General features: G+C 71.0%; 18 protein-coding genes. 14 read left to right on the top strand and 4 right to left on the bottom strand.

From position 1 onward, the window contains the following. The first annotated feature begins 6 nt into the window (after nt 1-6). The 13 genes from IG08_RS0129345 to IG08_RS0129285 all read left to right on the top strand — a co-directional run bounded on the left by IG08_RS0129345 (nt 7) and on the right by IG08_RS0129285 (nt 14,191). On the top strand, nt 7-2,082 hold the full coding sequence (locus IG08_RS0129345) for a tetratricopeptide repeat protein (RefSeq protein ID WP_030608880.1): 2,076 nt from the start codon (nt 7-9) through the stop codon (nt 2,080-2,082). 134 nt (nt 2,083-2,216) lie between these two features. Continuing rightward, on the top strand, nt 2,217-3,341 hold the full coding sequence (gene ald / locus IG08_RS0129340) for an alanine dehydrogenase (RefSeq protein WP_030608877.1): 1,125 nt from the start codon (nt 2,217-2,219) through the stop codon (nt 3,339-3,341). A gap of 434 nt (nt 3,342-3,775) precedes the next feature. Then, the gene (locus IG08_RS0129335) at nt 3,776-4,912 is read left to right on the top strand and encodes a ParA family protein (RefSeq protein WP_078655794.1); all 1,137 of its coding nucleotides are present in this window, start codon (nt 3,776-3,778) and stop codon (nt 4,910-4,912) included. Next, a complete protein-coding gene (locus tag IG08_RS0129330) occupies nt 4,897-5,463 on the top strand; it encodes a hypothetical protein (protein ID WP_078655793.1) in 567 nt (188 codons plus the stop codon). The genes IG08_RS0129335 and IG08_RS0129330 overlap by 16 nt, the downstream gene beginning before the upstream one ends. Before the next feature lie 18 nt (nt 5,464-5,481). Beyond that, on the top strand, nt 5,482-6,759 hold the full coding sequence (locus IG08_RS0129325) for a segregation and condensation protein A (RefSeq protein ID WP_106981046.1): 1,278 nt from the start codon (nt 5,482-5,484) through the stop codon (nt 6,757-6,759). Then, nucleotides 6,756-7,412 carry an SMC-Scp complex subunit ScpB gene (gene scpB, locus IG08_RS0129320; RefSeq protein WP_030608865.1) on the top strand — a complete coding sequence of 219 codons (657 nt, stop codon included), beginning with the start codon at nt 6,756-6,758 and terminating at the stop codon, nt 7,410-7,412. The genes IG08_RS0129325 and scpB overlap by 4 nt, the downstream gene beginning before the upstream one ends. Continuing rightward, a complete protein-coding gene (locus IG08_RS0129315) occupies nt 7,412-8,533 on the top strand; it encodes a pseudouridine synthase (protein ID WP_030608861.1) in 1,122 nt (373 codons plus the stop codon). The genes scpB and IG08_RS0129315 overlap by 1 nt, the downstream gene beginning before the upstream one ends. Before the next feature lie 114 nt (nt 8,534-8,647). Beyond that, on the top strand, nt 8,648-9,610 hold the full coding sequence (locus IG08_RS0129310) for a sigma-70 family RNA polymerase sigma factor (RefSeq protein WP_030608858.1): 963 nt from the start codon (nt 8,648-8,650) through the stop codon (nt 9,608-9,610). Continuing rightward, entirely contained in the window at nt 9,607-10,161 is a 555-nt protein-coding gene (locus tag IG08_RS0129305) for a TIGR03086 family metal-binding protein (protein WP_030608855.1), read from the top strand. Before IG08_RS0129310 ends, IG08_RS0129305 begins: the two co-directional genes overlap by 4 nt. 52 nt (nt 10,162-10,213) lie before the next feature. Next, on the top strand, nt 10,214-11,626 hold the full coding sequence (locus IG08_RS0129300; RefSeq protein WP_030608852.1) for an MFS transporter: 1,413 nt from the start codon (nt 10,214-10,216) through the stop codon (nt 11,624-11,626). Nucleotides 11,627-11,704: 78 nt separating this feature from the next. Further along, complete coding sequence (locus IG08_RS0129295) at nt 11,705-12,421, top strand: NUDIX hydrolase (RefSeq protein WP_030608849.1); 717 nt, start codon at nt 11,705-11,707, stop codon at nt 12,419-12,421. Continuing rightward, nucleotides 12,418-13,437, top strand: a complete 1,020-nt coding sequence (locus IG08_RS0129290; RefSeq protein ID WP_030608846.1) for an ADP-ribosylglycohydrolase family protein — start codon at nt 12,418-12,420, stop codon at nt 13,435-13,437. Before IG08_RS0129295 ends, IG08_RS0129290 begins: the two co-directional genes overlap by 4 nt. Nucleotides 13,438-13,441: 4 nt before the next feature. Continuing rightward, on the top strand, nt 13,442-14,191 hold the full coding sequence (locus tag IG08_RS0129285) for a nucleotidyltransferase domain-containing protein (RefSeq protein ID WP_030608843.1): 750 nt from the start codon (nt 13,442-13,444) through the stop codon (nt 14,189-14,191). On the opposite strand, the gene IG08_RS0129280 is transcribed toward IG08_RS0129285, so the two are convergent. Genes IG08_RS0129280 through IG08_RS0129265 form a run of 4 tightly spaced genes read right to left on the bottom strand, consistent with a single transcriptional unit; the run spans nt 14,117 to nt 16,556 of the window. Then, a complete protein-coding gene (locus tag IG08_RS0129280) occupies nt 14,117-14,860 on the bottom strand; it encodes a nucleotidyltransferase domain-containing protein (protein WP_030608841.1) in 744 nt (247 codons plus the stop codon). The two genes, IG08_RS0129285 and IG08_RS0129280, sit on opposite strands and share 75 nt — an antisense overlap. Before the next feature lie 22 nt (nt 14,861-14,882). Then, nucleotides 14,883-15,293, bottom strand: a complete 411-nt coding sequence (locus IG08_RS0129275) for a Rieske (2Fe-2S) protein (RefSeq protein ID WP_030608839.1) — start codon at nt 15,291-15,293, stop codon at nt 14,883-14,885. Continuing rightward, the gene (locus IG08_RS0129270) at nt 15,290-15,874 is read right to left on the bottom strand and encodes a DUF6529 family protein (RefSeq protein ID WP_030608835.1); all 585 of its coding nucleotides are present in this window, start codon (nt 15,872-15,874) and stop codon (nt 15,290-15,292) included. Before IG08_RS0129270 ends, IG08_RS0129275 begins: the two co-directional genes overlap by 4 nt. 22 nt (nt 15,875-15,896) lie before the next feature. After that, entirely contained in the window at nt 15,897-16,556 is a 660-nt protein-coding gene (locus tag IG08_RS0129265; protein ID WP_030608832.1) for a hypothetical protein, read from the bottom strand. A gap of 167 nt (nt 16,557-16,723) precedes the next feature. On the opposite strand from IG08_RS0129265, the gene IG08_RS0129260 reads away from it, so the two are divergent. Next, a complete protein-coding gene (locus tag IG08_RS0129260) occupies nt 16,724-17,134 on the top strand; it encodes a YidB family protein (RefSeq protein WP_052424923.1) in 411 nt (136 codons plus the stop codon). Nucleotides 17,135-17,175: the final 41 nt, after the last annotated feature.

Genomic DNA, 17,175 nt, shown 5'->3' with positions numbered 1-17,175 from the left:
TGGCCCGTGACGGATCAGGCGGTGGACACAGGCGGCGTACAGCTGTCCTCAGACGCTCCTGAGCAGACTCGATTCCTGGGCCGCACAAGGGAGTTGAAGGAGCTCCGCGCCGATATCGAGCGCGCGGGTCTGGACACCATCTCCGGCCGCAAGGCGCCCCGCGCGCGCGTGCTCCTCATCGCGGGCAGGCCCGGCTCGGGCCGCACGGCGCTCGCCGAGGAACTCGTACGACAGGTTGCGCACCGTTACGAGGACGCGGTGCTGCGAGCCCGGCTCAGCGAGCCCGACGGCACCCCCGTCCCCGTCGAGTGCACCGCCCGGGAACTGCTCACCGCCCTCGACGTGCCGGCCCCCGCCGGTGCCGCCGAGGACGACCTCACCGCGGCCCTGCGCGAGGCCCTCGCCGACCGGCGCGCGCTGCTCCTGTTGGACGACGCGGTGACCGCCGAGCAGGTCGACGCCCTGCTGCCCGACACCCCGGAATGCCTGGTCGTCGCCGTTTCCGGGGGCCCACTGACCGGGATCGCGGACGTCCGCCCGTGCACCTTGGGCGGTCTCGACACCAAGTCCGCCCTGGAGCTGCTGTCCCGGCACACCGGCTCGGTCCGGATCACCGTCGACCCACAGGCCGCCGAGGGGCTCGTCGAGGGGTGCCAGGCCCAGCCCGCCGCGCTGATGCTGGCGGGGGGCTGGCTCGCCGCCCGCCCCAAGGCGGCCGTCGCCGACCTCGCCAAGCACCTGCATGCGGAGAGTGACGAAGGGACGCCGCTGAGCCGCGTCTTCCGCCTCGCCTACACGTCCCTGCCGGGCCCCGCCGCCCGGATACTGCGACTGCTCTCCCTCGCGCCGGCCGGCCTGGTCGACCCGCACACCGCCTCCGCGCTCGCCGGCTGCTCGGTCAACGGCGCCCGCTCCACCCTCGACGACTTCGTGGCCCTCGGCCTGCTGCACGCCATGGACTCGCCGCTGCCGCAGTACGAGGTCCCCGGCGCTCTGCAGCCCCTCCTGCGGGCCCTCGCCGAGACCCAGGACCGTCCGGCCGAGCTGCAGCTGGCCCGCGCCCGGATGCTGGAGCGGACCGTACGGCTGCTCCAGTCCTGCCGTGCGATCACCGAGACCGACAGCCCGCAGGCTCGCGAGAAGCTCCTCGGCATGCCGCGCTCCCTGCGCTTCCCGAGCCCCCGGGCCGCCGAGGACTGGCTGACCGTCCGCCGGCCCGCCCTGCTCGCCTCGGCCCGCCTCGCGGTCGCCGACGGGGAGCTGGACACACTGGCCAGGCGTCTGATGTCCCAGCTGGTGCGCACGATGGTGGCCCACTACGGCACCCAGGCCGCCGCCCCCGACCTCTACGGCATCCACCGCCTCGTCCTCGACGTGGCCGAGCGCCGAGAGCTGCCCCGTGAGAGGGCGGCGGCCTTGCTGAACCTCGCCGACCTGGACGCCCAGACGGGCCGTACCGAGGAGGCGCTGGCGCGCTATCGCACCGCGCTGGACGCCGGACGGGAAGCAAATGACCCGTACGCGACCGGCCGCGCGATGGAATCCGTAGGCGGCGCGCACCTGGAGCTCGGGGACTACGACCGGGCCGCCGACTGGTTCGGCCGGGCCCTCGCCCAGCGCCTCGCCCGGGACGAGCGCGCGGACGCCGCCCGGCTGTACGGCCGTATCGCCGCGGCACACACCTATGCGGGCCGCTACGGCGAGGCGCTGCGGAACTGGCGGGCCGCGGTCGCCGGGCACCGCAAGAACGGCGATGTGGCCGCCCACGCACGGGCGTTGAGCGAACTCGCCCGCGTTCAGGAGTACGCAGGACACCCCGAGGAGTCGCTGCGCACCTGCCACGAGGCGGTGGAGTGGGCGCGCCGCGCGGAGGACGTCCGGCTGCAGGCCGCGCTGCAGCTGCGGCTCGCCGACACGCTGGAGCATCTCGGCGATCCCACGGCCGCGCAGCTGCACCGGGGCGCGGCCGAGCGGCTGCTGGGGGAGGAGCTTTCCCAGGCCGAGCCGGGGCCGGAACAGCCCGATCTCCCGAAACAAGACGCTGACACCTGCGAAATCCGTAGTACACCCGCTGAAGATTGATGCAATGAAAGGCTAGACAGCGGGAACACCTTCATTAGACTGGCTCTGCCGCACCTTCTCCTGCGGTGTATCCCGGTGTGCCCTTGCGCGCCTGGTTATGTCTTGTAATGCCCCACATCACTGAGCCAAGGACCGTGATCGACGTGAAGGTCGGCATCCCCCGCGAGGTCAAGAACAACGAGTTCCGGGTGGCCATCACCCCCGCCGGTGTGCACGAGCTCGTGCGCCACGGCCACCAGGTCGTCATCGAGCGGGGCGCCGGCCTCGGCTCCTCGATCCCGGACGCCGAGTACGTCGCCGCGGGCGCGAAGATCCTGGCGACCGCCGACGAGGTGTGGGCCACGGCCGACCTGCTGCTGAAGGTCAAGGAGCCCATCGCCGAGGAGTACCACCGCCTCCGCAAGGACCAGACGCTCTTCACGTACCTGCACCTGGCCGCCTCCAAGGAGTGCACGGACGCGCTCATCGAGTCCGGCACCACGGCGATCGCATACGAGACCGTCGAGCTCCCGAGCCGCGGCCTGCCGCTGCTCGCTCCCATGTCCGAGGTGGCGGGCCGGCTGGCCCCGCAGGTCGGCGCCTATCACCTGATGCGCTCGGCCGGCGGCCGCGGCGTGCTCCCCGGTGGCGTCCCCGGCACCCAGCCCGCGAAGGCCGTCGTCATCGGCGGCGGCGTCTCCGGCTGGAACGCGACGCAGATCGCCGTCGGCATGGGCTTCCACGTCACGCTGCTCGACCGCGACATCAACAAGCTGCGCGAGGCGGACAAGGTCTTCGGCACCAAGGTCCGGGCGATCATGTCCAACACCTTCGAACTCGAGAAGGCCGTGCTGGACGCCGACCTCGTCATCGGCGCCGTCCTCATCCCGGGAGCCAAGGCCCCGAAGCTGGTCACCAACGAGCTCGTGTCGCGCATGAAGCCCGGAAGTGTCCTTGTCGACATCGCGATCGACCAGGGCGGTTGCTTCGAGGACTCCCGCCCGACCACCCACGCCGAGCCGACCTTCCAGGTCCACGACTCGGTCTTCTACTGCGTCGCCAACATGCCCGGCGCGGTGCCCAACACCTCCACCTACGCGCTCACCAACGCGACGCTGCCGTACATCGTGGAGCTGGCCGACCGCGGCTGGGTCGAGGCGCTGCGCCGTGACCCCGCGCTCGCCAAGGGTCTCAACACCCATGACGGCAAGGTCGTTTACCGCGAGGTCGCGGAGGCGCACGGCCTGGAGCACCTCGAGCTGGAGACCCTGCTCGGCTGACCGTTCGGTGGCTGAAGCGCCAAGTCGCCATGGGCGAAGTGCCAAGTCACCATGGGGGAAAAGGCGATACGTCAACACAGGTCGTCAACACCGCGCACCCGGCCGGACCTTGCCCGACAAGGTCCGGCCGGGTGTGTGTATGGTCACTTTGCGGCTCTCGGCCAACTCGCCTCGAACGTAACCCTTGAACCGATTCGTACACCGGTGAAACCTGCCGTGCGACGGCCGTACGCCCTTGACAGCGGGATGTTTCATTGCCGACACATCCTGCCGGGTCCGGCGGATTGTGTTGCTGTGAACACCCGACACGCCATAGAGTCGCCAACCGTCGGCATGGTGCCACGCTGACCTTGTCTAGAAGTTTCCTGGTCACCAAGGAGGTAAGACGACTTGTGAATGAGTCGACATTTTCTCCCGGGGGTGGTCAACCAGGAATGCCTGCACGGGCCGAGGGCTCCGCGGGGTTCGAGGCTGTCGGCTCCGTTGCGGTGCGCACCTTCGCAGCCCATCAGGGTCACCGAATCCCGAGGGTGACCCAGCCAGGACACCAGAGCATGGATGGCCATCACGTGAACGCCATGGCCGGCGACGGAAGTGGCGCGCCCCACAACCACATCGCCGACTACGACGAACTGCCCGAGGGGCACTTCTACGACCCCGACGCCGAGTACGAGCCCGACCCCGAGTACGCGGCCACGCTCGCGCCCGACGCTGCCCGTCAGCGCCGCGAGCGCATCGGCCCGACCGGTCGCCCGCTGCCGTACTTCCCGATCCCGGGTCCGCTGACCGATCACGGACCCGCGAAGATCATCGCGATGTGCAACCAGAAGGGTGGCGTCGGCAAGACGACGTCGACCATCAACCTGGGTGCCGCGCTCGCGGAGTACGGCCGTCGTGTGCTGCTCGTGGACTTCGACCCGCAGGGCGCGCTGTCGGTTGGACTCGGTGTCAACCCGATGGAGCTCGACCTCACCGTCTACAACCTGCTCATGGAGCGGGGCATGGCGGCCGACGAGGTCCTGCTGAAGACCGCGGTTCCCAACATGGACCTGCTGCCGAGCAATATCGACTTGTCGGCGGCGGAGGTCCAGCTGGTCTCCGAGGTCGCGCGAGAGTCGACACTGCAGCGGGCCCTGAAGCCGCTCATGGCCGACTACGACTACATCGTGATCGACTGTCAGCCTTCACTCGGTCTGCTCACCGTCAACGCTCTGACGGCCGCGCACAAGGTGATAGTGCCTCTGGAGTGCGAGTTCTTCGCCCTCCGCGGTGTCGCGCTGCTGACGGAGACGATCGAGAAGGTCCAGGAGCGGCTCAACCCGGAGCTGGAGCTCGACGGGATCCTCGCCACGATGTACGACTCGCGCACGGTGCACAGCCGTGAGGTGCTCGCACGTGTCGTCGAGGCCTTCGACGACCACGTCTACCACACGGTCATCGGGCGCACGGTCCGCTTCCCGGAGACCACGGTCGCCGGTGAGCCGATCACGACGTACGCGTCCAACTCCGTCGGCGCCGCCGCCTATCGCCAGCTCGCCAGGGAGGTGCTCGCCCGGTGTCACGCCGAGTGAGTCTGCCGGGGGCCGACGAACTGTTCCGTACGACAGGGGGGATGGCGCTCCAGGCGTCCTCTCCCCGGCGGGGGGCCAACGGCGAGGCCCGGGTGCCGGCTCCCGCGGGGGAGTCCGACGGGGCCGGAGGGGCCTCCGAGGACGCTCCGCAGTCCGTGCCCGCGCAGGGCGGTGACGGAGACGGGGCGGAGCACGTCGCGGCCGACGCCGAGGCGGGCGAGTCCCGCAGCCGAGCCGCGGACGGCTCCGGGCGACGTCAGGGGGCGCAGGAAGGTTCTGCCCAGGCCGCCGGCAACGCCCAGTCCCGCAAGCGCGGACGGTCGCCCTCACGGCGGCCCAGCGGCCGGGAGCGGCACGACGAGAAGATCACCGTGTACGTGTCCGCCGAGGAGCTCATGGATCTGGAGCACGCGCGCCTGGTGCTCCGGGGCGAGCACGGGCTGGCGGTCGACCGCGGGCGGATCGTGCGGGAGGCGGTCGCCGTCGTGCTGGCCGATCTGGAGTCCCGCGGAGACGCGAGCATCCTCGTACGCCGACTGCGCGGGCGGTAGCGGTAGCCTGCGGGGGCCATGACCTCGAACGACGCTCCCGTCCCCGGCGCCGGCGGTTCCGCCGGGCCTCGGCGTGCGCTGGGCCGGGGGCCGGGGACGATTCCGGCGCCTGCGGAAGCTCCGGCCCCGGTGGAGCCGGTGGAGGAAGTCCCCGAGGCCGTCGCCCCTGAACCGGAGCCGGCGCCCGAAGCCCCGCCTGCGGACTCTGCATCTGCCGGGCCCGAAGAGGCGGTTGAGCCCGGAGGGCCGGTCGAGCTCGCAGAACTGGCCGAGCCCGGAGCAGCGGTCGAGCCCGCAGAACTGGCCGAGCCCGCAGGACCGGTCGAGCCCGGAGCAGCGGTCGAGCCCGTAGGACCGGTCGAGCCCGCAGGACCGGTCGAGCCCGGAGCAGCGGTCGAGCCCGCAGAACCGGCCGAGCTCGCAGAACCGATCGAGCCCGGAGGACCGGCCGAGCTCGCAGAACCCGCCGGGCCCGAAGAATCCGCCGACGGTGTTTTCAAGGTCCGTCTCTCCAACTTCGAGGGCCCCTTCGACCTTCTCCTCCAGCTGATCTCCAAGCACAAGCTGGACGTCACCGAGGTCGCGCTGTCGAAGGTGACCGACGAGTTCATGGCGCACATCAGGGCGATGGGCCCGGACTGGGACCTGGACGAGACGACCGAGTTCCTGGTCGTCGCGGCCACGCTGCTGGATCTGAAGGCGGCCCGGCTGCTGCCCGCCGCCGAGGTGGAGGACGAGGCCGACCTCGCGCTCCTCGAAGCCCGTGACCTGCTCTTCGCGCGGCTGCTGCAGTACCGCGCGTACAAACAGATCGCCGACATCTTCAACCACCGCCTCCTCGAGGAGGCCCGCCGCTACCCCCGTACCGTCGGCCTCGAGCCCCACCATGCCGACCTGCTCCCCGAGGTCGTCATCAGCATCGGCGCCGAGGGCTTCGCGAAGCTCGCCGTCAAGGCGATGCAGCCCAAGCCCAAGCCGCAGGTCTACGTCGACCACATCCACGCGCCGCTGGTGAGTGTCCAGGAGCAGGCCGGGATCGTGGTCGCACGGCTCAGGGAACTCGGCGAGGCCAGCTTCCGCGTGCTGGTCGAGGACACCGACGACACCCTGACCGTCGTAGCGCGATTCCTGGCCCTGCTGGAGCTGTACCGCGAGAAGGCCGTGGTGCTGGACCAGGAGATCGCCCTCGGTGAGCTGATGGTGCGGTGGACGGGCGGGGAGGGTGACGAGACCCCGACGGTCACGGACGAGTTCGACCGGCCGCCCGAGGCGCCCAAGGAGGAGAAGAAGCCGTGAGCGAGGACACCACCGAGGTTCCGGCCGGGCTGCGCACCGTCGCCGACCTCGACCTCAAGCCCGCCCTGGAGGCGGTCCTGATGGTCGTGGACGAGCCCGCGACCGAGGAGCACCTGGCGAAGATCCTCGAACGGCCCCGGCGGCAGATCGCGGACGCCCTGCGGGAGCTGGCCGACGACTACACGGTCCAGGGCCGCGGCTTCGAGCTGCGGCTGATCGCCGGCGGCTGGCGTTTCTACACCCGGCCCGAGTACGCGGCGGCCGTCGAACGCTTCGTCCTGGACGGCCAGCAGGCCCGGCTCACCCAGGCGGCGCTGGAGACGCTGGCTGTGGTCGCGTACCGCCAGCCGGTCAGCCGCAGCCGGGTCTCGGCGGTGCGTGGAGTGAACTGTGACGGTGTGATGCGCACCCTTCTGCAGCGGGGTCTGGTCGAGGAGGCGGGCGCGGAACCCGAAACAGGTGCGATCCTGTACGTGACGACGAACTACTTCCTGGAGCGGATGGGCCTGCGCGGCCTGGACGAGCTCCCGGAGCTCGCCCCCTTCCTCCCGGAGGCGGAGGCGATCGAGGCTGAGACGCTGGAAGGGGTCCCGTCGTTCGATCCGGACGCACCGGATGCAGATGCAGACGACACGACGACGACGGAACTTTGATGCGAAGCAGTGGCAGCGGCAGTGGCAGGAACAACGGGCGCGGCAACCCCCGGGGAAGTGGTGGAGGCGGCAACTCCCGCGGGTCCGGTGGAAGCGGCTCCCAGCCGAAGGGCGGGGCAGGGCGCGACGACAGGCCGAAGCGCCCGGGCAAGCCCCGTCCCGAGGAGCGCCGCTACGACGTAGGGCCGGGCGGCACCCATGAGGGCCCGAAGTCCGGGCGCGGCGCCTCCGCGCGCGGAGGCGCCAAGGGCGGGCCCAAGCAGGGCCAGGGCACCGGGCGCGGTCGTTCGGTGCCGGCGACCTCCCGCGAGTACGAGGTGCGGGCCGAGGAGCGCAACCGCGAGCGGTACGCGAACAAGAAGGACGTCAAGCTGCCGAAGACCTTCCCGGGCGCCGAGCAGGAGGGCGAGCGGCTGCAGAAGATCCTCGCGCGCGCGGGCTACGGCTCCCGGCGGGCCTGCGAGGAGCTGATCGAGCAGGCGCGGGTCGAGGTCAACGGCGAGATCGTCCTGGAGCAGGGCAAGCGGGTCGACCCCGAGCACGACGAGGTCAAGGTCGACGGTCTGACCGTCGCGACCCAGTCGTATCAGTTCTTCTCGCTGAACAAGCCGGCCGGTGTCGTCTCGACGATGGAGGACAACGAGGGCCGGCAGTGCCTCGGCGACTACGTCACGAACCGTGAGACGCGGCTCTTCCACGTGGGCCGGCTCGACACCGAGACCGAGGGCGTCATCCTGCTCACCAACCACGGCGAGCTGGCCCACCGGCTGACCCACCCCAAGTACGGCGTGAAGAAGGTCTACCTCGCGCACATCGTGGGCCCGATCCCGCGCGACCTGGGCAAGCAGCTCAAGAACGGCATCCAGCTGGAGGACGGGTACGCGAAGGCGGACCACTTCCGGGTCGTCGAGCAGACCGGCAAGAACTACCTCGTCGAGGTCACCCTCCACGAGGGCCGCAAGCACATCGTGCGCCGGATGCTCGCCGAGGCGGGCTTCCCGGTCGACAAGCTGGTGCGGGTCGCCTTCGGCCCGATCACCCTGGGCGACCAGAAGTCGGGCTGGCTGCGGCGGCTGTCCAACACCGAGGTCGGGATGCTGATGAAGGAAGTCGACCTCTAGAAGCCTCTTGATCTTCAGCAGCGCCTTGTATCGGCCGGTTCCGGATGTCTTCCGGGACCGGCCGATTCGTTTTAGTCCTTCCGCCGGTCTGTATCGGTGACGGAGGGAGCGGGGATGACCGCGACGACGACGGACCACGACGAGTTCGTACGGCTGACCGACCCGTACCGGCGGGAGCTGCTCGCCCACTGCTACCGGCTGCTGGGCTCGGTCGACGAGGCCGAGGACCTGGTGCAGGAGACGTATCTGCGGGCGTGGCGGTCCTACGACGGCTACGAGGGCCGGGCGTCCCTGCGGACCTGGCTCCACCGGATCGCCACCAACACGTGTCTGACGGCGCTGGAGGGCCGGACGCGGCGTCCGCTGCCCTCCGGGCTCGGGGGGCCGTCAGAGGCCCCTGAGGAGCCGCTGAGGGCCCCCGCGACGGATGTTCCGTGGCTGCAGCCGCTGCCGGACGCGCTCGTCGACCCGGCGACCGTCGTGGCGGCACGCGGCAGCCTGCGGCTCGCGCTCGTCGCCGCGCTGCAGCACCTGCCCGCGCGGCAGCGGGCCGTGCTCATCCTGCGGGACGTGCTGGCCTGGCGGGCGCCCGAGGTCGCAGCTCTCCTCGGCACCTCCACGGCGGCCGTGAAGAGCAGCCTCCAACGCGCGCGTGCCCGGCTCGACGAGGTCGCCCCGGAGGAGGACCTCGTCGTCGAACCGTCGGGCGCGGCGGACAGGGAGGTGCTCGACCGGTATGTCGCCGCCTTCGAGCGCGCCGACATGGACGCCCTGCTCGCGCTCCTCCAGGACGGCGTCGAGCTGGAGATGCCGCCGCACCTGGAGTGGTTCCGCGGGAAGAAGGACGTGCTGCGGTTCCTGCACGCACGCGTGCACGAGGAGGGCGGCATCCGGATGCTGCCCACGCGCGCGAACGGGCAGCCGGCCGTCGTCATGTACGTGCGCGGGGTGGACGGTGTCTTCCGGGCGCACTTGGTGCAGGTGCTCACCGTCGAGGCGGGGACGGTCGCCCGCATCACGGCGTTCCTGGACGTGGAACTGCTCGGCCGGTTCGGGATGCCGGAGGCCCTGTCATGAACTCCGGGGACTTGTTGGAGCGTTCGCTCGCCTACGCGCTGGGCAGCGTCGCCGGGGTGGAGCCCGGGAGCCTCGGGCGCGGCACGCCGTGCGTGGAGTGGGACCTGGGGGAGCTGCTCGGGCATCTCGACGACTCACTGGACGCCCTGCACGAGGGGCTGACGGGTGGTCGGGTCGGGCTGGTGCCGACGTACCCGGGGGCCGATCCCGCGTGCGCGTTCCGCACGCGCGCGTGTGCCGTGCTCGGTGCCTGGGCGGCCGGGCGCTCGGAGGACGTGCTGGTGGGCGAACGGCCGTTGGATGTCCGGGTGATGGTCGCCGTGGGCGCCGTCGAGATCGCCGTACACGGGTGGGACGTGGCCCGGGCCTGCGGGTTGCGGCGGCCCATTCCGGACGGTCTCGCGGCCGAGCTGCTGCCGATCGCGCGCTGTGTGGTCGAGGAGGAGGACCGCGGCGTGCGGTTCGCCGAGCCGGTCGCCGTGTCGCCCTGTGCCCGGCCCGAGGCCCGGCTCCTGGGCTTCCTGGGGCGGCGCGATTCCTTTTCGGGGTGAGCCCGGTCTGCCTTCCGTGAGTGACCTCAAGGACCTCACGGAAGGCATCGTCATGACCGACACCACTCTGCGTGTCCCCGTCCGCAAACCACCCGGTGAACAAGCGCCCCCACGACGGGCGTGGACCGTGGCGCTCGCCGGGCTCGGGGCGCTGCTGTGCTCCCTGGACGTCGTGGTCGTCGCGACCGCGCTGCCCGCGCTGCGGGCCGACTTCGGGGCGAGCCTGTCCCAGCTGGAATGGACGATCAACGCCTACAACCTCGTCTTCGCCTGCCTGACCCTGACCGGTGCCGCGCTCGGCGACCGGTTCGGGCGGCGCCGCATGTACGTCGTCGGGCTCGCCGTCTTCACCCTGGCCTCGGCCGCGGCGGCCCTCGCGGGCGGCCCGGGCCAGCTCATCACCGCGCGCGTGGTGCAGGGGGCGGGCGCCGCCGTACTCCTGCCGCTCACCCTCACCCTGATCAGCGAGGCCTTCCCGGCCGAGAAGCGGGGCATGGCCATCGGGGTCTGGGGTGGGGTGACCGGCCTCGGTGTGGCGGCCGGACCCGTGCTCGGAGGGGCCGTCACCGAGGGGCTGTCCTGGCAGTGGATCTTCTGGCTGAACGTGCCCATCGGGCTCGCGATGCTGCCCCTGGCCGCCACGAAGCTCCGCGAGAGCTACGGCACACGGCCCCAACTCGACCTCGTGGGCCTGGTGTTGGCGGCCGTCGGGCTGACGGGCCTGGCCTGGGCGCCGGTCCGGGCTCCCGAGGCGGGCTGGGGGAGCGCGGAGGTGCTGACCGCTCTCGTCGTCGGAGTCGCGTTCGTGGCGGCCTTCCTGGCGTGGGAGCGGAAGGGCGCCCGGTATCCGATGCTGCCGCTCGGGTACTTCCGGCGACGCGCCTTCTCCACCGCCAACGCCGCGGCCTTCCTCCTGTTCGCGTCGCTGCTCGGCGCACTGTTCATGATCACGCAGCTCTTCCAGTTCGGGCTCGGCTACTCCCCGCTGGAGGCGGGCGTACGGATCCTCGTGTGGAACGCCATGCCCCTGTTGGTCGCACCGGTCGCGGGCGCGCTCGCGGACCGCTTCGGCACCCGGCCCTTCATGCTGGTCGGCCTGCTCCTCCAGGGGATCGGCCTCGCACTGCTGGCCTGGCAGGTCGAACCCGGCGTCGGATACGGGCAGATCGTCCTCCCGCTGATCGTCGCGGGCATCGGCATCTCCATGGTCTTCCCGAGCGTCGCCAACGCCGTGACCTCGGCCGTGCCGCTGGGCGACGCGGGCGTCGCCGCCGGCGTCAACAACGCGCTGCGCGAACTGGGCGGCGTCTTCGGGGTCGCCGTCGCCGCGGCCGTGTTCACGACGTACGGCGGCTACGGCTCACCGGCCGCCTTCCTCGACGGCTGCGCGCCCGCGCTCTGGGTGTCGGCGGGGGCCGCGGCGGCGGGCGCGGTGGTGGCGGCGTTCGCACCGCGTCGCGGCTAGGGGGTTGTGGAGGTGCCCCACCCCCTTTATAGTCGTAATGACTATTAGTCACAGTGACCATAAAGGGGGTGGGTGCACGTGGAGTACGACAAGTACGCGCACGAACCCTTCGCCGTCACCGTCGATCTCGCCGTCCTCACCATCAGCGCGGGCGCGCTGCACGTGCTGCTCGTCGAGCGCGGGCAGGAGCCGTACGCCGGCCACTGGGCGCTGCCCGGCGGCTTCGTGCATCCGGACGAGTCCGCGGAGACGGCGGCGCGGCGCGAACTCGCCGAGGAGACCGGGCTGTCGGACGTCTCCGGGCTCCACCTCGAACAGCTGCGGACCTACAGCGAGCCCGACCGCGACCCCCGGATGCGGGTCGTCTCGGTCGCGTTCGCCGCGCTGCTCCCGGACCCGCCCGAGCCGTACGGCGGCAGCGACGCGGCGGACGCCCGCTGGGTGCCGTACGAGAAGGCGGGGCCGCTCGCCTTCGATCATGACCGGATCATCGCCGACGCCCATGAACGCGTCGGCGCCAAGCTCGAGTACACGTGCCTCGCCACCGCCTTCTGCCCGCCCGAGTTCACCCTCGGCGAGCTGCAGCAGGTCTACGAGACCGTGTGGGGCATCGCGCTCGACCGGCCCAACTTCCGGCGCAAGGTGCTCGCCACGCCCGGCTTCGTCGAACAGGTCCCCGGGGCCGCGCGGTTGACGGGCGGCCGCGGCAAACCGGCCGCGCTGTACCGCGCGGGACCGGCAACCGCCCTGCAACCGCCTCTCCTCCGAGCGCCCCGGGAAGGACGCCCCGCATGACCACGACCCTGACCAAACGTGCCGCCACCGGAACGCTCACCGGACTCGCCCTCGGGGACGCGCTCGGCTTCCCGACCGAGTTCAACGACGTGGCGTCGATCCTTGCCAAGTGCGGGCCGTGGCGGCAGATGCGACTGCCGACGCCCGCGATCGTCACGGACGACACGCAGATGACGCTGGCGCTCGGGCGGGGACTGCGGGCGGCGATGGACCGGGGGCTGCTCGGGCCGGAGAAGATGGTCGAGCCCGTGCGGCGGGAGTTCATCGCCTGGAACCGCTCCCCGGAGAACAACCGCGCCCCGGGCCGCACGTGCATCACTGCCTGCGAGCTCCTCGAACGCACCAACCTGCCCTGGCAGGAAGCCAGCCAGATCGGATCCAAGGGCTGCGGCGCCAACATGCGCGTCGCGCCCGTCGGCCTCCTCCAGGGTCTGAGCGACGAACAGCGCGCGGGCGCCGCCCAGTTGCAGTCCGCGCTCACGCACGGACACCCCACGGCACTCGCCGCGTCCGACCTCACCGCACACGCCGTACGGCTGCTCGCTCAGGGCGCCGATCCGGCCGAACTCGTCGACCTGCTGCAGTGGTACGCCCACGAGAACCGCAGCCACTACCACCACCGCTGGCTCGGCGACCTGTGGACCCGCAGCCAGGACCCGACCCCCGAGCACTTCATCGCACGCGGCTGGGACGAGTGCCTGGAGGTACTCGGCCGCCTCCGGGGCGCCCTGCGCACCGTCTCGCCGGAGGACGACCCCTGCCTGGCCACCGGCGCGGGCTGGATCGCCGAAGAGGCCCTGGCGACCGGCCTGTTGTGCTTCCTGCTCTTCGTCGACGAACCGGTCACGGCACTGCGCCGCGCCGCCTGCACCTCCGGTGACTCGGACTCGATCGCCTGCCTGACGGGCGCCTTCGCGGGTGCCCACCTGGGCTCGGACGCCTGGCCGACGGAGTGGGCCGACCGGATCGAGTACCAGGGCGAGCTGGTGACGCTGGGGGCGCTCTGGGACTCTTGAGCCCATGATCGACGCCCTGGACCTCGACCTGGCCCCGGTGGTCGCCGAACAGCCCGACCCCCTGCTGTTCGCGACCGTCTCCGGCGCGCACCTCTACGGCTTCCCGTCGCGTGACTCGGACGTGGACCTGCGGGGCGTCCATCTGCTGCCCGCCGCCGACCTCGTCGGGCTGCGGGAGCCGGAGGAGACCCGGTCCAGGATGTGGTTCCGCGACGGCGTCGAGATGGACCTTGTCACCCACGACCTGCGCAAGTTCGTACGGCTGATGCTGCGACGCAACGGCTATGTGCTGGAGCAGCTCCTCTCGCCGCTCGTCGTGCACACCACCGACGCACACCAGGAGCTGGCCGCACTCGCGCCCGGCGTCCTCACCAGCCACCACGCCCATCACTACCGGGGGTTCGCGGCGACCCAATGGCGGCTGTTCGACAAGACCGGTGAACTCAAGCCGCTGCTCTACACCTTCCGCGTGCTGCTCACCGGAATCCATCTGATGCGCAGCGGCGAGGTGCAGGCCCAACTGCCCACGCTGCTCGGCGAGATCGACGCCCCCGTGTACCTGCCGGACCTGATCGCCGCGAAGGCCGAACAGGAGCACGGGGCCGCCGACGTCGACCACGCGCGCGTGGCGGCCGATGTCGAGCGGCTGCACGGGGTGCTGGACGAGGCGCAGGCCGCGTCAGCGCTGCCGGACGCCCCGAGCGTCTACGACGCCCTCCACGAGTTCGTCGTACGGCTGCGGCTGGAGCGCTGAGGTACGGCGGACGCGGACGAGGAAGTCCTCTACGCGGCGCCGGTCCGGCTCGGCCGGGAGCGGGCTGCGCCGGGACGCCTCGTCCGCCTCGCCGGCCAGGCGGGTCATCCAGGACTCGACCTCGGGCCACGGGACCTCGCCGCGCTTCACCGCGAGCAGGGGCTCGCGCTGGTCGCCGACGTCGATGGTGAGGGCGCCCGTGCGCAGCAGATCGCGGCAGCTCATCAGCAGGCGCAGCAGGTGCATCGCGTGTTTCCAGCGCGGGGTGCCGTGCTGTCGTACGTCGGCGTCCAGTTTCTTCCGCTGGCCGAGCGCATAGCGCGCGAACGTCTCGTGCGCCTGGTGGGAGAGGAACGCCCCGCGCAGGGTGAGGAGTTCACGGCCGGTGTCGTCGACGTGCTCCACGAGCGGGGAATGGAGGCACTCCAGGATGTTCGGATTCGCGCGCAGCGCCAGCTCGCAGAAGCGCTCCAGCTCCCAGCTGAACTGCTCCTCGGCCGGTCCTTCGACATGCGTCGGCGGCTTGTCGAAACGCCAGAACAGAGGCGTGGGGGCGAGGAAGACGCCCCGGCGGTCCGTGTCGCTGCCGTCCGTCGCCAGACCGAAGGCGCGCGAACCCATCACGCAGGCGTAGATCGTGTGGTCACGGACCAGGGTCTCGGGGCGCATGTCCCGGAGCGTACGGCGCGGTTCACGCCAGGCGGATCGAATTTCCGTCCACGGTGATCTGCTTCTCGGGCAGCGGCTTCGTCGCCGGGGGATTGGCCACCGAACCGTCCGCGATCTTGAACTTGCTGCCGTGGCAGGTGCAGTTGATGGTGCCGTCCGAGACGTTGGCCACCGGGCACTGCTGGTGGGTGCAGATGTTCGAGAAGGCCTTGAACTCGCCTTCCTTCGGCTGGGTCACCACGACCTTCTCGTCCTTGAAGATCTTGCCGCCACCGACCGGGATGTCGCTCGTCTTCGCCAGCTCCGTGCCCGCGGACGCCTCCACGGAGTCGGACCCGGAGTCGCTGTTGTCGCCGTACTCGCTGCATCCGACGGTGAGCGCCGCCGCGCCCGTTGCGAAGAGGACCGTGCGTCGCGTCGGGCCTTGCGTCATGTCGTCACTCCGAAAGTGCGGAAGAACCAGAGGGCGGAGGTCAGCCAGATGATGGTGAGAGCGGTGAAGACCAGCCCGCCGACGATCGGCAGCAGCCAGCCGGGAAGTCGCTCCGAGCGGAGCAACAGCATCTTTGCACTGAAAACACCGAAGAAGAAGCAACCCATGAGGGAGTGCCACAAAACGCGCGATTCGTACGACTGATAGCCCAGCGCGTACAGACAGTGCACCGCGACCGGCACCGCCGCGAGGAACGCCACCCGGCCCGACCAGCGGTGCAGCTTCGCCGACCAGCGAGGGCCCGGCAGTTTGCCGTACACCATCAGGGCCGAGACGAGCTGCACGATCGCGAAGAAGAACGCGCCTGTCGCCAGCCACGACTTCACCGCGCCCGTGCTGCTGAAGCCGGCGAGGTTGAAGGACGTCCCCGCCGGGTCGTGGACCTTGCCGTACGCGCCCAGGGCGATGGCGACCGCGGCGGCGACGAGCGCCGGGACCAGGTAGCGCGCGGGGTTCGGGCGGGGGCGGGCCGGTTCGGGGGAGGGGAAGCCCTGAGTGGCGGCGTTCGGGTCGACGGTCATGATCGGCTCCCTCGATCAGAGGTCAGGGGGTTACCGGGCGGGCCGTGAGCTGTTCTCCGTCGACCGTCACCGCACCGGTCTCCGGGTCGATCTCGGGTGCTGCCGAGGCCTTGCCGTCGCGCCTGAGGATGCCGACCTGCTCGCCGTCCGGCAGGACGATCCAGCCACCCTCGATCTTCGCGCCGGCCACCGAGCTGTTCGCCCGGTAGAGCCCGGACGACTTCTCCGTCTTGTCGATGGTGAAGGCGTAGTCCCCGCCGCCGACGTTGGCCGTGCCGCTGAGCTGCCTGCTCCCCTTGAGCGTGGCGTCCAGCGTCGTGCCCTTGCCGGTGAGCCGCATGCTGCCGTCGGCCTTCACGTCGCCCTTCAGCCACGACTCGATGTTCTGGCCGTCGCAGAAGTACGCGATCGCCTTGCCGTCACGCAGGGAGATGGCGACGGCCGAGGAGTCGTCGGCGGTTCGGCCGGTGTAGACGCCGGTGGGCGCGGCCGTCCGCGACGGCGACGGACTGGCCGACGGCGTGGTCTCAGTGGGCGTCGGACTGGGCGACGCCTTGGTGCTGGGCGACTCCTGCACGGACGATGCCGTGGTCTTCTCTCCCGTCGTCGCGTTGAGCGACAGCAGGAACAGACCGAGCAGCAGTCCTGCGAGCAGCGTGACCAGCGGTCCGGAACGCTTCATCAATGCCCTCCCCCGAGGCGAGCTTCCTGCCATGAGAGCGGACCCGGGGCCCGCCGTCCAGAGGCGCACCGGCGCGTGTCGCTCCAAGTAGCGAAATTGGGTCGATTCGGTGACATTGGCAGGGTTCGAGGCCGGCTCCTGGCCAGCCCCTTCTGAAAGGCGTGGTCATGGCGGGTAACGATCTCGGCAGTCTGCTGGGCGGGGTCCTCGGAGGGAGTCAGGCCGGTGGCTCGGGCGGCAACATTCCGGGCGCGCTGCTCGACATGCTCGCCGAGTCGGGCCTCGCCGAGCAGAAGGACTCCTGGGTCGGCACCGGCGCGAACCAGTCCGTCACCGGCGCCCAGATCCAGCAGGCGCTGCCCGACGAGACCCTCCAGCAGGTCGCCGAGCAGGCCGGCGTCACTCCGGACCAGGCGGCGGACGAGCTCGCCCAGGTCCTGCCGCGAGCCGTCGACAAGCTGACCCCGGGCGGCCAGGTGCCCGCCTCCCTGGACGAGCTCGTCAAGCAGCAGTCCCTGCAGGCGGACCGCCGTCTCAGCGTGCGGGCGCCGGGGACCGGGGCCGCACGGGCTGACTAGGCTGGATGTGCAAGAGCCGATCCGTACATCAGCAAGGAGCA

The organism is Streptomyces fulvoviolaceus (assembly GCF_000718165.1).
GTDB lineage: Bacteria > Actinomycetota > Actinomycetes > Streptomycetales > Streptomycetaceae > Streptomyces > Streptomyces fulvoviolaceus.
Note: the sequence above shows the minus strand (reverse complement) of the source record. Positions and strands in the feature narration are given on the sequence as shown.

What these genes read in the sequence shown, in the direction of transcription:
- IG08_RS0129335 (WP_078655794.1), top strand. Translation starts at nt 3,776, where the DNA reads ATGCCTGCACGGGCCGAGGGCTCCGCGGGGTTCGAGGCTGTCGGCTCC.
- IG08_RS0129325 (WP_106981046.1), top strand. Translation starts at nt 5,482, where the DNA reads ATGACCTCGAACGACGCTCCCGTCCCCGGCGCCGGCGGTTCCGCCGGG.
- IG08_RS0129315 (WP_030608861.1), top strand. Translation starts at nt 7,412, where the DNA reads ATGCGAAGCAGTGGCAGCGGCAGTGGCAGGAACAACGGGCGCGGCAAC.
- IG08_RS0129310 (WP_030608858.1), top strand. Translation starts at nt 8,648, where the DNA reads ATGACCGCGACGACGACGGACCACGACGAGTTCGTACGGCTGACCGAC.
- IG08_RS0129305 (WP_030608855.1), top strand. Translation starts at nt 9,607, where the DNA reads ATGAACTCCGGGGACTTGTTGGAGCGTTCGCTCGCCTACGCGCTGGGC.
- IG08_RS0129300 (WP_030608852.1), top strand. Translation starts at nt 10,214, where the DNA reads ATGACCGACACCACTCTGCGTGTCCCCGTCCGCAAACCACCCGGTGAA.
- IG08_RS0129290 (WP_030608846.1), top strand. Translation starts at nt 12,418, where the DNA reads ATGACCACGACCCTGACCAAACGTGCCGCCACCGGAACGCTCACCGGA.
- IG08_RS0129285 (WP_030608843.1), top strand. Translation starts at nt 13,442, where the DNA reads ATGATCGACGCCCTGGACCTCGACCTGGCCCCGGTGGTCGCCGAACAG.
- IG08_RS0129280 (WP_030608841.1), bottom strand. Translation starts at nt 14,860, where the DNA reads ATGCGCCCCGAGACCCTGGTCCGTGACCACACGATCTACGCCTGCGTG.
- IG08_RS0129275 (WP_030608839.1), bottom strand. Translation starts at nt 15,293, where the DNA reads ATGACGCAAGGCCCGACGCGACGCACGGTCCTCTTCGCAACGGGCGCG.
- IG08_RS0129270 (WP_030608835.1), bottom strand. Translation starts at nt 15,874, where the DNA reads ATGACCGTCGACCCGAACGCCGCCACTCAGGGCTTCCCCTCCCCCGAA.
- IG08_RS0129265 (WP_030608832.1), bottom strand. Translation starts at nt 16,556, where the DNA reads ATGAAGCGTTCCGGACCGCTGGTCACGCTGCTCGCAGGACTGCTGCTC.
- IG08_RS0129260 (WP_052424923.1), top strand. Translation starts at nt 16,724, where the DNA reads ATGGCGGGTAACGATCTCGGCAGTCTGCTGGGCGGGGTCCTCGGAGGG.